Source organism: Serratia sp. LTN-2 (assembly GCF_059740205.1).
Genome location: NZ_JCAXDO010000010.1, coordinates 55,746 through 68,999, shown reverse-complemented (window position 1 = coordinate 68,999; position 13,254 = coordinate 55,746). Strand labels below are relative to the sequence as shown.

General features: G+C 59.7%; 14 protein-coding genes. 10 read left to right on the top strand and 4 right to left on the bottom strand.

Translation table 11 applies throughout. The features are described 5' to 3' along the window. Positions 1–14: 14 nt before the first annotated feature. On the bottom strand, positions 15–914 hold the full coding sequence (locus AC6BYQ_RS18465) for a LysR substrate-binding domain-containing protein (RefSeq protein WP_015379354.1): 900 nt from the start codon (positions 912–914) through the stop codon (positions 15–17). 142 nt (positions 915–1,056) lie between these two features. Between AC6BYQ_RS18465 and AC6BYQ_RS18460 the strand changes: the two genes are divergently transcribed. From AC6BYQ_RS18460 to AC6BYQ_RS18445, 4 genes are all read left to right on the top strand, one after another. Further along, the gene (locus AC6BYQ_RS18460) at positions 1,057–2,067 is read left to right on the top strand and encodes an aldo/keto reductase (protein ID WP_498057326.1); all 1,011 of its coding nucleotides are present in this window, start codon (positions 1,057–1,059) and stop codon (positions 2,065–2,067) included. 55 nt (positions 2,068–2,122) lie between these two features. Further along, positions 2,123–2,920: an SDR family NAD(P)-dependent oxidoreductase gene (locus AC6BYQ_RS18455; protein WP_498057366.1), complete on the top strand. Its 798-nt coding sequence runs from the start codon at positions 2,123–2,125 to the stop codon at positions 2,918–2,920. Positions 2,921–2,956: 36 nt separating this feature from the next. Then, positions 2,957–3,373, top strand: coding sequence for an SRPBCC family protein (locus AC6BYQ_RS18450; protein WP_498057325.1), 417 nt, complete (start codon positions 2,957–2,959; stop codon positions 3,371–3,373). A gap of 124 nt (positions 3,374–3,497) precedes the next feature. After that, on the top strand, positions 3,498–3,917 hold the full coding sequence (locus AC6BYQ_RS18445; RefSeq protein WP_211130033.1) for a VOC family protein: 420 nt from the start codon (positions 3,498–3,500) through the stop codon (positions 3,915–3,917). Here AC6BYQ_RS18445 and AC6BYQ_RS18440 read toward each other — a convergent pair. Further along, the gene (locus AC6BYQ_RS18440) at positions 3,914–4,597 is read right to left on the bottom strand and encodes a Crp/Fnr family transcriptional regulator (RefSeq protein WP_498057324.1); all 684 of its coding nucleotides are present in this window, start codon (positions 4,595–4,597) and stop codon (positions 3,914–3,916) included. The two genes, AC6BYQ_RS18445 and AC6BYQ_RS18440, sit on opposite strands and share 4 nt — an antisense overlap. A gap of 161 nt (positions 4,598–4,758) precedes the next feature. Here AC6BYQ_RS18440 and AC6BYQ_RS18435 point away from each other — a divergent pair, with 161 nt between their 5' ends. Continuing rightward, positions 4,759–5,694 carry a nucleoside hydrolase gene (locus AC6BYQ_RS18435; RefSeq protein ID WP_498057323.1) on the top strand — a complete coding sequence of 312 codons (936 nt, stop codon included), beginning with the start codon at positions 4,759–4,761 and terminating at the stop codon, positions 5,692–5,694. A 14-nt stretch (positions 5,695–5,708) separates the two neighbouring features. After that, entirely contained in the window at positions 5,709–6,701 is a 993-nt protein-coding gene (gene add, locus AC6BYQ_RS18430; RefSeq protein ID WP_498057322.1) for an adenosine deaminase, read from the top strand. A 29-nt stretch (positions 6,702–6,730) separates the two neighbouring features. Here the strand turns inward: add and AC6BYQ_RS18425 are convergent, their stop codons facing one another. Continuing rightward, positions 6,731–7,930, bottom strand: coding sequence for a BaiN/RdsA family NAD(P)/FAD-dependent oxidoreductase (locus AC6BYQ_RS18425; protein ID WP_498057321.1), 1,200 nt, complete (start codon positions 7,928–7,930; stop codon positions 6,731–6,733). A gap of 300 nt (positions 7,931–8,230) precedes the next feature. Here AC6BYQ_RS18425 and pitA point away from each other — a divergent pair, with 300 nt between their 5' ends. After that, positions 8,231–9,733 (top strand): inorganic phosphate transporter PitA, encoded by a 1,503-nt coding sequence (gene pitA / locus AC6BYQ_RS18420; protein ID WP_498057320.1) that lies wholly within the window; start codon positions 8,231–8,233, stop codon positions 9,731–9,733. A 72-nt stretch (positions 9,734–9,805) separates the two neighbouring features. On the opposite strand, the gene uspB is transcribed toward pitA, so the two are convergent. Continuing rightward, positions 9,806–10,141, bottom strand: coding sequence for a universal stress protein UspB (gene uspB / locus AC6BYQ_RS18415; RefSeq protein ID WP_019455230.1), 336 nt, complete (start codon positions 10,139–10,141; stop codon positions 9,806–9,808). Positions 10,142–10,573: 432 nt separating this feature from the next. On the opposite strand from uspB, the gene AC6BYQ_RS18410 reads away from it, so the two are divergent. The 3 genes from AC6BYQ_RS18410 (at position 10,574) to uspA (ending at position 13,065) form a co-directional block, all read left to right on the top strand. Beyond that, positions 10,574–11,347, top strand: a complete 774-nt coding sequence (locus AC6BYQ_RS18410) for an SDR family oxidoreductase (protein ID WP_019455231.1) — start codon at positions 10,574–10,576, stop codon at positions 11,345–11,347. A gap of 104 nt (positions 11,348–11,451) precedes the next feature. After that, complete coding sequence (locus AC6BYQ_RS18405; RefSeq protein ID WP_019455232.1) at positions 11,452–12,360, top strand: LysR family transcriptional regulator; 909 nt, start codon at positions 11,452–11,454, stop codon at positions 12,358–12,360. Between the two features lie 267 nt (positions 12,361–12,627). After that, a complete protein-coding gene (gene uspA / locus AC6BYQ_RS18400; RefSeq protein ID WP_019455233.1) occupies positions 12,628–13,065 on the top strand; it encodes a universal stress protein UspA in 438 nt (145 codons plus the stop codon). Positions 13,066–13,254: the final 189 nt, after the last annotated feature.

Sequence of the window (13,254 nt, the reverse complement as noted above, 5' to 3'; positions counted from 1 at the left end):
ACACCGCCGCGCAGTTAGTGGCAGGCCGGCCCGGCCGACATCACTTCGCGGAAATGGGTGACCAGCGGGCGCAGGTTGGCCTTGTGCCACACTGCCCACAGCTGCGTGGTGTATTGCATCCAGGGCAGTTCGCGCAGCACCACGCCCTGCGGCGCGTTATGCCGCAAGCTGTGCTGGATCAGCGTCATCCCCAACCCGGCGGCGACCAGCCCCAGCGCGGTCAGCGGCTCGCCCGCTTCCAGTCGAATATCCGGATCGAACCCGGCCTTCACGCAGGCCGCCACGAAGTCGTCGCGCGAATGGGCATCCTCTTTGTGGATCACCGAGATCCAGGCCTGATCGGTGAGATCCGCCGGCTGCAGCGTTTCCCTGTCCGCCAGCGGATGCGTCTGTGGCAGGGCCAGCAGCATGCGATCGTCCAACACCTGCGTATAGTCTAAATCCTGATCGTCGCGATCCGGCGCCGTATTGACCAGCGCTACGTCCAGGCTACGCTGCCGCAGCCCTTCCAGCTGCATGGAAGAAGGCTGGCTGTAAAGCACGATGTGCACATCCGGCCGGGACACCCGCAGCGACCGCAAGGCGTTCGACAAGACGCCGGAGTGCATCGCATTTTCGATATAGCCAATGCACAGCCCGCCGTCTTCCCCGCGCCCCAGACGGCGCCCAAGCGACTCGAGCCGGGTGGCGTGCGTCAACAGCGCGCGGGTTTCGGCCAGAAACGTCTGGCCGTCGGCGGTCAGGCGGATGCGCTGCTGATTGCGTTCGAACAGCATCAATCCGAGGCGCTCCTCAAGCTGGGAAATCTGCCGGCTCAGCGGTGACTGGGAAATGTGCAGCCGTTCGGCGGCACGGCCGACGTGCTCTTCTTCCGCCACCGCCACAAAGTATTTCAACTGACGTAAATCGATCATTTGAGACCTCAAAGGACTTAACTTAGACAAATTATGTCCTATCAAGTCACAACTTGCCAAGTTATCTTTAGCCTCGTGACGGGGCAGACGCTGTATGAGCCCCACTAGTTTCCCTGAAAAGATAACGTATTGAGGATTCACCATGAGCATCAAAAATATTTTACCCGGCAAGATCGGTTTGGGCGGCGCGCCGCTCGGTAATATGTTCCGCGCCATTCCAGAAGAAGAAGCGCTGGCTACCGTAACCAGCGCCTGGGACTTGGGCATCCGCTACTTCGACACCGCACCGCTTTACGGTTCCGGCCTGTCGGAAATTCGCATGGGCGAAGCGCTCTCTCAGTATCCACGCGATGAGTTCGTGCTGAGCACCAAAGTGGGCCGCATCATGCTGGACGAAATGGAAGATCCCGCCGCCCGCGATCTGGGTGAGAAAGGCGGCCTGTTCGAACACGGTTTGAAAAACAAGATCCTGAACGACTACTCGGAAGACGGTACGCTTCGCTCCATTGAACACAGCCTGAAGCGTCTTAAAACCGACCGTCTGGATATCGTCTGGATCCACGACGTCGCTCAGGATTTCTACGGCGACAGCTGGCTGGAACAGTTCAATATCGCCCGTACCGGCGCCTTCCGCGCACTGTCCCGCCTGCGTGACGAAGGCGTGATCAAAGCCTGGGGCCTCGGGGTCAACCGCGTCGAGCCTTGCGAACTGACGCTGGCGCTTGATGAGCCGAAACCGGATGCCTTCCTGCTGGCCGGCCGCTACAGCCTGCTGGATCACGAACGCGCCCTGCAACGCCTGATGCCGGAAGCGCTGGAACAGAATGTCGATATCGTCGTCGGCGGCCCATACAGCTCCGGCGTGCTGGCCGGCGGCGAACATTTCGAATATCAGAAAGCGTCCCCGGCTATTCGCCAGCAAGTCGCGAAAATCAAAGCGATCGCCGCTCGCTTCCAGGTAGACGTCAAAGCCGCCGCGCTGCAGTTTGCGCTGGCTAACCCGGCCGTCGCCGCCGTGATCCCCGGTTCGAGCCGTCCTGGCCGCATGGCCGAAGATCTGGCTGCGCTGGATGCAGTGATCCCGGCTGAGTTCTGGGTGGAGATGCGCCGTCAGAAACTGGTGGCCGACAACGCGCCGCTGCCGATTCGTTAAGTTTTATGGGGCCGCCCCCCGGCCCCATTACCCACATGACAGAGTGATATACATGATGAAACTGGATCTTTCAGGCAAAGTCGCCGTCGTCAGCGGCTCCACCTCCGGCATCGGTCTCGGCATCGCGCGCGGGCTTGCCAAAACGGGCGCCACCGTGGTGATCGTCGGCCGTCAGAAAGCCGGGGTCGATAACGCCATCGCCGACATCAGCGCCAACGTGCCCGGCGCGCAGGTACGCGGCGTGGTCGCCGATCTCGGCACGGAACAAGGGGCAGAGACCCTGTTCGCCGCGGAGCCGAAAGCCGACGTGCTGGTCAACAACCTCGGTATTTTCAACGATAAAGACTTCTTTACCGTGCCCGACAGCGAGTGGATGCACTTCTATAACGTCAACGTTCTCTCGGGCGTGCGTCTGGCGCGCCACTACGCGCAGAGCATGACCGAACAGGGCTGGGGACGCATTATTTTCGTGTCGTCCGAATCCGGCGTCGCCATCCCGGCGGACATGATCAACTACGGCGTGACCAAAAGCGCCAACCTGGCGGTATCTCACGGCCTGGCGAAACGCCTCGCCGGCACCGGCGTGACGGTCAACGCCATCCTGCCAGGGCCAACCTTTACCGAAGGCCTGCAGGAGATGCTGGCGGAAGCGGCGGCCAAATCCGGGCGCAGCGCGCGCGATCAAGCCGACGAGTTCGTTAAAACCGAACGCCCAAGCTCCATCATTCAACGCGCGGCGGACGTCGATGAAGTGGCCAACCTGGCCGTTTATCTCGCGTCTCCGCTGTCTTCGGCCACCACCGGCGCGGCGCTGCGCGTCGACGGCGGCGTCGTCGACACCCTGGCAATGTAATTCCGTACCCTAAACCGATATTAAGAGAGAAAGAAAATGGCTACTACATCCGTATCAATGAACATCCCGGCATCCGCCGACACCGTATGGCAACTGATCGGCGGCTTCGACGCCCTGCCTGACTGGCTGCCGTTCATTCCGAAAAGCGTCGTTTCTGAAGGCGGCCGCGTGCGCACTTTGACGACCTCTGACGGCGGCACCGTTATCGAGCGGCTGGAAGCGTTCGACAACCGTCAACGCAGCTACAGCTACTCCATCATGCAGGCGCCGTTCCCGGTGGTGAATTACCTGTCCACCCTGTCGGTACACGCCACCGACGACGCCAACGTGGCGCGCGTGGAATGGTCGGGCAGCTTCACGCCGGTCAACATCAGCGACGACGAGGCCGTCGCCCTGTTCAGCGGCATCTACCAAGGCGGCCTGGATGCGCTGAGCGGCAACTTCCCGCGCTAACGCCAGCATGCTCAAGCGCTCGCGGCCGATGGTGAAAGCCATTGGCCGTTTTTTGCTTTAGATCTGGAGCAGGATAAATCCGCCAGCGCCGTTTATGCTGTAAAGGAGACTTCCGTTTGAGGAGATGGCCGTGCGCCCTTTCAGCCTGAAGACTATCGACCATGTGGTTCTGCGCGTGCGCGATATGCAGAAAAGCCTGCATTTTTATACCCAGATCGTCGGCTGTGATATCGCCAAACAGCGGCCGGATTTGGGGCTGATGCACCTGCGCGCCGGTGCGGCCATGATCGATCTGGTGGACATTAACGGCGTGCTGGGGAAAAAAGGCGGCACGGCGCCCGATCCTCACCGGCAAAATGTCGATCACGTCTGCCTGCGCATCGATCCTTTCAACGAGGGCGAGCTGTTTGCCTATCTGCGATCGCAGGGGATCGACGTTGATCCCGCCGAATCGCGCTATGGCGCGGAGGGAGACGGCCCGTCCATTTATTTCAGCGATCCGGACGGCAATCGCGTGGAATTGAAGGGGCCGGCGATCGGTTAGGCCCTCTGATTGTCTTCCAGGCCGGACAGCCGCTGGCGATCCGTCACCCACAGTGACTTGTTTTTAAACTGAATCATGCCGTCCGCCGCGAGCTGCGCCAGTGCGCGGCTCAGTTGCCTGACGGAGATGCCTAATCTGCCCGCCAACAACTCCCGATTTTCGAGCTGAATCTGCACGCCTTCGTCTTTTATTTTAAATAACAGAAACTTTCGCAACTTATATTCTGCCGTTAAGCCGCCGCTCGCATGCAGCAATGAGGCGTTAAGCAGCTTGTCGCTCAGCTGCCGACACATAAAGGTGAGGAAGGCGGGATCGTGCATGGCTCGCTCTCTGATCACCTCGATGGGCAGCGTGAAGATCAGCGCGTCCGTCACCGCCTGAACGCTGCTGAACACCGACCGCTGCGCCTGGGAGAACAGCTCCAGATCGCCGATTACGGAAAAATCCGTTTCAAAGGAAAAGACGATGTGCATGCCGTTCGCGTCGTAATTCTCCACCTGCAGTTTTCCCTGTACGAGCAAATATAGGTGGCTCAAGCGATCGCTTTGCGTCACCAGGTGCTCGCCGGCCTCGACGCTGACCAGGCGCAAGGCGGCCAGCAACGGGGGCGAAAGCGCCGTTCGCAGATCGTGAGCGTCGATAAACGCTTCTTTTAGCTTGCTGTCACCGACAGTTTTCACGGCGATTCACTCCCGGGGCTTATCCGTTAACGTCTTGCATCCTATCTTTTCGGCTGCGCCCAGCATAGCCGGTGCGCTTCAGAACGAAAAAGGACATCTGGCCTTTTTTGCCTCGGGTCGTCTGGGTATGTTCTCCGCAGACCCCACCCAAGGAGAGTGCCATGCGACATATTCTGATAGACACCGATACCGCTTCCGACGATGCCGTCGCGCTGCTGATGGCGTTGCGCGAACCCGACGTGAAGGTGGAAGCGATCACCACCGTCGCAGGCAACTGCCCGCTTGAACAATGCGTCAAAAATGCGCTCATTTGCGTGGAAAAAGCGGGAACCTACGCCCCTCCGGTCTACGCCGGCATGGCGAAACCGCTCTTCCGCACGCGCTATCACTCGCACCATATTCACGGCGAAGACGGCATGGGCGACATGGCCTTACCGAACCCACGGCTGAGCGCAGAACCCGTTCATGCCGTAGACGCCATCATCGACTGTGCCGCACGGCTCAATGGCGAGCTGGAAATCGTCACCCTCGGGCCGCTGACCAATCTTGCGATGGCGGTGCTGAAGGCGCCCGCGCTGGCCGAACACGTGAAAAGGGTTTATGTCATGGGCGGTTCCGGGCTGACGCCCGGCAATATCACCCCGCTGGCCGAATTTAATTTTTACGCCGACGCCGAAGCCGCGCATCTGGTGCTCACTGCCGGGCTGCCGCTCACCCTTGTCGGCTGGGAGATCGGCATGGGGGAAGCGTTTATCGACCAACGCGATATAGTTCGATTGAATGATCTCAGCGAGCTGGGGCGCTTTGCCGTGCGCTGCAACCGCACGCTGATGGCGTTTAACGCCGGGCGCACCGAGCGTATAGGGTTTGATTTACCCGATCCGACCACCATGGCGGTGGCGCTCTACCCGGACATCGTCGAGACCAGTCTGGAAGCGTATTCCTGGGTAGAATATAAAAGTGAAGGGTCTTACGGCCATTACGTCATCGATTCCACCCACCTGACCGGCAAACCGGCCAATGCGCGCGTAATTACCCGCATTAAACCCGGCCTGTTTAAAGAAAAACTGTTCTCGCTGTTATCTCACCGCGAATGAAATAGGTGACCGCCATGACTTTCGATCCGAGCAAATTAAACAAGGTGGAATTACACGTCCATTTGGATACCTGTTTAAGCTATCACTATGTAAAGAAGGCCGACCCGCAAATAACCAGAGCGGCATTTAATCGGCAATTTATCGCGCCGAAGCGATGCGCCGATCTGGGGGACTTTTTAAGCAAGATCGCGCCGCAAATAGACCTCTTGCAGACACGCCAGGCGATAACGCTGGCCGTCGATGACTTGTTCGCGCAGCTGGCGGCGGATAACGTCATCTATGCGGAAGTACGCTTTGCTCCGCTGCTGCATACCCGGATGGGATTAACCGGCGAATCGGTGGTCGAGACGGTGCTCGCCGCGATGCATGACGCCGCGCAAACTTACGGCATCACCGCCGGGCTGATCCTGTGCACGCTGCGGCATTTCGATGCGGCCGCCAGCCTGCAAACCGCCGGGCTCGTGGTTAACTTTCTGGGCCGTGGCGTGGTAGCGCTGGATTTGGCCGCCGACGAGGCGCGTTATCCGCTAACCCACCATGTGGCGGCCTTTCGCGCCGTGCGTGAGGCCGGTGGCAACGTCATCGCCCACGCCGGTGAGGCGAAAGGCGCAGACAGCGTGCGGGAGACGCTGGATCGGCTGCAGGTGTCGCGTATCGGCCACGGCGTCCGGAGCATCGAGGACCCCGCGCTCGTCGAGCGTCTGATAGCCACCGGCGTGCTGCTCGAGATCTGCCCCAGCTGTAACCTCACCTGCAATCTGTTCGACAGCATCGACGACCATCCGATAGACCGGCTGAAAAAGTGGGGGGTGCGGCTGAATGTGAATACCGATGCGCGCACCGTCGCCGATACCACGCTGAACAAGGAATATCAGCTGCTGCACGACGCCTTCGGCTGGCGCGATGAAGATTTTAACCGCAGTAACAGGCAGGCGCTGGAGGCGAGTTTTCTCGACGATGACACTAAAATAAAATTAATGAATCAGCTCAATGCCGGGCCAATGTGACCCGGCGCATTTCTAGGTTGAGCGGCGTTTTAACGTTCCTGCGCCGCCAGCGCCTGGGCGCAGGCCCAGGCCGAGCTCCAGGCCCATTGGAAGTTGTAACCGCCCAGCCACCCGGTCACGTCCACCACTTCGCCGATGAAGTAGAGCCCCGGCGCCTTGTGGGCTTCCATCGTCTTGGAGGAAAGTTCGTTGGTGTCGACGCCGCCGAGCGTCACTTCCGCCGTGCGGTAGCCTTCGGTGCCGTTCGGCTGCACGCGCCAGTTCTGCAACAGATCCACCAGCGCCGCCTGCTGCGGGGCATTCAGCTGCTTCAGCGTCGCCTCCGGCAGTTGTCCCAGCGTCTGCAAGCATTCCACCAGCCGCTTCGGCAATTGCAACGCCAGGGTATTTTTCAGGCTTTGGTTCGGGTGTTGCCGGCGTTGTTCATCGAGGAAAGCCGCCAGATCCAGCTCAGGAAGTAAGTTAACGCTCACATACTCACCAGGCTGCCAATAGCTCGACAGCTGCAGCACCGCCGGCCCGGAGAGGCCACGGTGGGTAAACAGGATGCTTTCGCGGAAACTGACGCCGTTCTCGGCGGTGATCACCGCCGGCACCGAGACGCCGGATAGCGTCTGCACATGCTCCAACAGCGGCTTATGCAGGGTAAAAGGCACCAGCCCGGCGCGCGTCGGCAGCACTTTGAGGCCAAATTGCTCCGCCAGCTTGTAACCGAACGGCGAGGCGCCCAGCCCCGGCATGGATAATCCGCCGCTGGCCACCACAAGTGAGCGAGCACTCACTTTTTCACCATTCAGCGCCAGTTCGTAACCCTGTGCGGTTTTCTCCACGCCCAGCACTTCGCTGCGCAGGCGCATCGTCACCTGGCCCAGCTCGCACTCTTTGACCAGCAGATCCACCACCTGCTGCGCCGAGTCGTCGCAGAACAGCTGCCCCAGCGTTTTTTCATGGTAGGCGATGCCGTAGCGGTTGATCAGATCGATGAAGTCCCACTGGGTATAACGCGCCAGCGCCGACTTGCAGAAATGCGGGTTGTTCGACAGGTAGGCCGCCGGTTCGGCATACATGTTGGTAAAGTTGCAGCGCCCGCCGCCGGACATCAGGATCTTGCGGCCCGGTTTTTTGCCGTTGTCGAGCAGCAACACGCGGCAACCGAGTTGCCCCGCCTGCGCGGCGCAAAACATGCCGGCAGCGCCCGCCCCAATCACTACGACATCAAACTGTTCCACCTGAGCCTCTCTTATCAAAACCACAATCGCGACAAAAGAGCGCCATATTACGCCGTTTCGCCGCCGGTCACCGCCAAATTCACGGCGGCAGATTGTAAAGCCCCGGCGCCGTCAACGCCATAGTAAGAAAATATTACAGAGGTCAGAGGAGAATAACGCGTTGATATTTCATATTTTTGTTATAGACACGCCATCGTTTCGTCATGTCCAAATCAAAAAAACGTCATATTTTCCTTTTCCCCGGCCCCGGTTGTCACTGATAATGCGCGGCGTTCATGTCCACAAACTGGCGTAACGCTTATGCTGCATTTGTTCGCTGGCCTGGATTTCCATACCGGCCTGATGTTAATTCTCGCATTGTTGTTCGTGTTGTTTTATGAAGCCATCAACGGTTTTCATGATACGGCCAATGCGGTCGCTACAGTTATTTATACCCGCGCCATGCGCTCGCAACTTGCGGTCGTGATGGCAGGTTTGTTCAACTTTCTTGGCGTAATGCTCGGCGGTTTGAGTGTTGCTTACGCCATCGTCCACTTGTTGCCTACCGATCTGTTGTTGAACGTCAGTTCAGCACACGGATTAGCCATGGTCTTCTCCATGCTGTTGGCGGCAATCATCTGGAACCTCGGCACCTGGTATTTCGGTCTGCCGGCCTCCAGTTCCCATACGCTGATAGGCGCCATCATCGGTGTCGGTTTAACCAACGCCCTGATGACCAACACTTCGGTGGTGGATGCGCTTAACGTCCCGAAAATGATTGGCATTTTCCTTTCTCTGCTGTTCTCGCCGCTGGTCGGCATGATGGTGGCGGGAGTGATGGTGTTCGCCTTGCGCCGCTATTGGAGTGGCACCAAGAAACGCCAGCGTATCCACATGACCCCTGCGGAACGTGAAAAGGTCGACGGCAAACGCAAGCCGCCGTTCTGGACCCGCATCGCACTGATCCTGTCGGCGATTGGCGTCAGCTTCTCGCACGGCGCCAACGATGGCCAGAAAGGCATCGGCCTAATCATGCTGGTGCTGATCGGCGTGGCGCCGGCCGGCTTCGTGGTCAATATGAATGCAACCGGTTATGACATCACCCGTACGCGTGATGCCGTGACCCACCTGCAGCAATATTACCAGCAGCACGGTGACGCGCTGTCGCATGCGGTGTCGTTGACGCCGCTGGTGCCAAGCCCGGATGACGAAGCCGAACCTAACAAGCCGGCCGAGTTCCACTGCGACAGTTCGCGCGCCATGCCGGCGATCGAACTGGCTCAGGGCATGCTGACCAACCTGCAAAGCTACGATCAGCTGACGGTTGAGCAGCGCAGCCACCTGCGCCGCCTGCTGATGTGCGTGACCGACACGGCGGATAAAGTCGCCAAGCTGCCGGAAACCTCATCTGCCGACCAGCGCTTCCTGAAGAACCTGCGTCAGGATTTGCTGCAGACCGTCGAGTATGCGCCGATGTGGATCATCGTCGCCGTCGCGCTGGCGCTGTCGCTCGGCACCATGGTGGGCTGGAAACGCGTGGCTACCACCATCGGCGAGAAGATCGGTAAGAAAGGCATGACCTACGCCCAGGGCGTGTCGGCCCAGATGACCGCGGCGCTGTCGATCGGCGTGGCGAGCTATACCGGCATGCCGGTCTCCACCACCCACGTGCTCTCTTCGGCGGTTGCCGGGACGATGATCGTGGACGGCGGCGGCGTGCAGAGCAAAACCGTGAAAAACATCCTGTTGGCCTGGGTACTGACCCTGCCAATCTCGATTCTGCTTTCCGGTGCGCTGTATTGGGTGGCGCTGAAGCTGATCTAACTGATAGCATCATGAGAAAGGCGGCCGAATGGCCGCCTTTTTTTTGCCTGCATCAAAGGAAACGGACAGACATCAATGCCAGATCATCAGCCCTATCAGGCTGATGACCACCAGGCCGCACAGAGCCGAAGTCAGCATAAACTGCCCGCGCACCCGCTCGCAGCGGCGAATAAACTCCGGATCGTGGTGCTCGACATAGCGCTGCGCAAAGATATAGCGCACCAGCCTCAGCTGCTTGCTGGGTTGCCCGTGGGCGGTGAAGAAACCGCCGCCGTCGACGTATTGGTACAGCAACGGGTCACAGCCGCGCAATACCACCAGCAGCGCGCGCAGAGAAGAGTAATACCGCACCATGTTTACCACACACACCACACATAAGGCCCAAAACAGCGCGACGGTACTGATCATGATTACCCCCTCAAGGCGTTGTTATCCACGGCCATCCGCCGGGTCCAACCGCCCTACCTCATTACCCGATACTCTGCTGGAGCTTACCGCTCTCATCCCCTTTTTTGCCTGCACGGGCCACGCCCATAACCCACCGCCTCCGAAGACGTTGCCGCACCGCACAGAGAAACTTGCACAGCGTGGTTCTACTCAGAGGGGAAATGATGAGGCCCATATCCATCATTGTAGGTTAATGAAACGCAAACTGGCCTGATCAGTGGATAAAATTTACCGCCGTGCGCCGAAAGCCCCCCGCCGGGGCGAGATAGCGAGTCGTCGCCGGCCGATAATTAGTCGGTTTTTCTGGATAGTCTATCCCGCCGCACGCCGCTGATCTTTCCCCCGGCGCTGGCTAGACTCAGGTTTCCGTTACGTTCATCCAAGGAAACTGTTATGGCAAACCATTCAATCAAGGGAAAAACCGTTCTGATCGCCGGCGGCGCCAAAAATCTCGGCGGGCTGATCGCTCGCGATTTGGCTGAACAAGGCGCCAAAGCGGTGGTGATCCACTACAACAGCGCCGCTTCCAAAGCCGAGGCGGAGAAAACCGTCGCCGCCATTCAGGCCGCCGGGGCGCAAGGCGTCGCGCTGCAGGCCGATCTGACCAGCGCGGGCGCGGTCGAGAAGCTGTTCGCCGATGCGATCGCCGCCGTCGGCAAGCCGGATATCGCCATCAATACCGTCGGCAAAGTGCTGAAAAAACCGATGGTCGACATCAGCGAAGCCGAGTATGACGAGATGACGGCGGTCAACGCCAAAACTGCGTTCTTCTTCCTGAAAGAGGCGGGCAAGCACCTCAACGACAACGGTAAAATCTGCACGCTGGTCACCTCGCTTCTCGGCGCCTTCACGCCGTTCTACGCCGCTTACGCCGGCACCAAGGCGCCGGTGGAGCATTTCACCCGCGCCGCCGCCAAGGAGTTCGGCGAACGCGGCATCTCCGTGACCGCGGTCGGCCCCGGCCCGATGGATACGCCATTCTTCTACCCGGCGGAAGGCGCGGACGCCGTGGCCTACCACAAAACGGCGGCGGCGCTGTCGCCGTTCAGCAAAACCGGCCTGACCGATATCGAAGACGTGGTGCCGTTCATCCGCCATCTGGTCAGCGACGGCTGGTGGGTAACCGGCCAAACCATCCTGATCAACGGCGGCTACACCACCAAATAATCCCGGCGGGGGCAAATATCGCCCCCGCACCTGCTCGCGCGCAACCGCGCCATGCGGCTACACTTTCTGTCGGGAACGGCGCCAAGGAACAGCAGGTCAACGAGATGGACAGATTCAATCAATACCGCGTATTCGTGCAGGTGGCGGAAATGGGCAGCTTTATCCGGGCGGCCCATGCGCTGGAGGTGCCGCGCGCCTCGGTGTCCGCCGCCGTGCAACAACTGGAAACGCAGCTGGGCGTGCGCCTGCTGCACCGCACCACGCGGCAGGTGCGGCTGACCGCCGACGGCGAACAGCTGCTCGAACGGCTGCGCCCGCTGCTGGCCGAAGTGGAAGACATCGATCAGTCGTTTCAGGCCAGCCAGCGCCAGGCCTCCGGGCGGCTCAGCGTCGACGTGCCGAGCCGCATCGCCCGCCGGCTGATCGCCCCGGCGCTGCCCGGCCTGCTGCGGCGCCATCCTCACCTGCAGCTGATGCTCGGCTCCGCCGATCGCGCCATCGATCTGGTGCAGGAAGGGGTCGACTGCGCGGTGCGCGTCGGCGATCTGCACGACAGCAGCCTGGTGATGCGCCCGCTCGGCCGCATCGCGCAGATCAACTGCGCCAGCCCCGCCTACCTGAGCGAATTTGGTTACCCGCAGCAACCCGGCGATCTCGCGCCAGGACACTGGAGTATCGGTTACGCCTCCCCCAAAACCGGCCGCGAATCCCCCTGGGAATACCTGACCGACGACGGCCACACGCAGCGGCTCGAACTGCCCAGCCGGGTGGTGGTCAACAACGCCGAAAGCTATATCGCCTGCTGCCGTGCCGGGTTGGGATTGATGCAAATCCCGCGTTACGACGTGCAGCATCTGCTCGACGCCGGCGAACTGGTGGAAGTGATGCCCGATTACCGCCCCGCCTCCATGCCGATCGCGCTGATCTATCCCCATCGCCGCCAGCGTTCGCGCCGCCTGGCGGTGTTTCACGAGTGGTTTGAAAGCCTGCTGCAGCCGCATCTGGAACGCTGATTGCACATTTAGCGCTATACTTTGTTTAATAACGCTTATAATTCAAGCGGTCAGACCGTCAGCATTCGCATAACCCATAGGCTTTTACGCCGCACGGGTGTACAACGAAAGGTATCGGGCGGAGAGCGTTTCGATGCGGCGCAGTGTGATCGCCCCAACATATCATTGCGTTATCCGAATGATACTATGGAACCAAAAGCGCCAGGCGGGTACATGGAACGCCTGCTAACCCTTTTTAATCGGCATGTTTATGGAAGGAGTATTCTTATGGCTTACAAACACATATTGATCGCGGTAGACCTATCCCCGGAAAGCAAGATCCTGGTAGAGAAAGCCGTCTCTATGGCGCGGCCGTACAACGCTAAAGTTTCTCTGATCCACGTCGATGTCAACTATTCCGATCTCTATACCGGCCTGATCGACGTCAACCTCGGCGACATGCAAAAACGCATCTCCGAGGAAACCCATCAGGCGCTGACCGAGCTGTCGCAGAACGCCGGCTACCCGATCAGCGAGACCCTGAGCGGCAGCGGCGATCTGGCGCAGGTGCTGGTGGACGCCATCAAGAAATACGATATGGACCTGGTGCTGTGCGGCCACCACCAGGACTTCTGGAGCAAGCTGATGTCTTCCGCGCGCCAGCTGATCAATACCGTGCACATCGACATGCTGATCGTGCCGCTGCGCGATGAAGAAGACGAGTAAAAAGTAAGCGCCCGCTAACCAAGCTGCCCAACGCCCGCGCCATGCGGGCGTTTTTCATGCCGTCACACCGATTAATCGCTTGATAATCAACCGCCCTCCGATGATATAGTCGCTAAAGACACAACATCCTCCCCCCGAGCATCGCCTAAATCCATTTCTATAAAAAACAGCGGGGGAACATTTAATGCT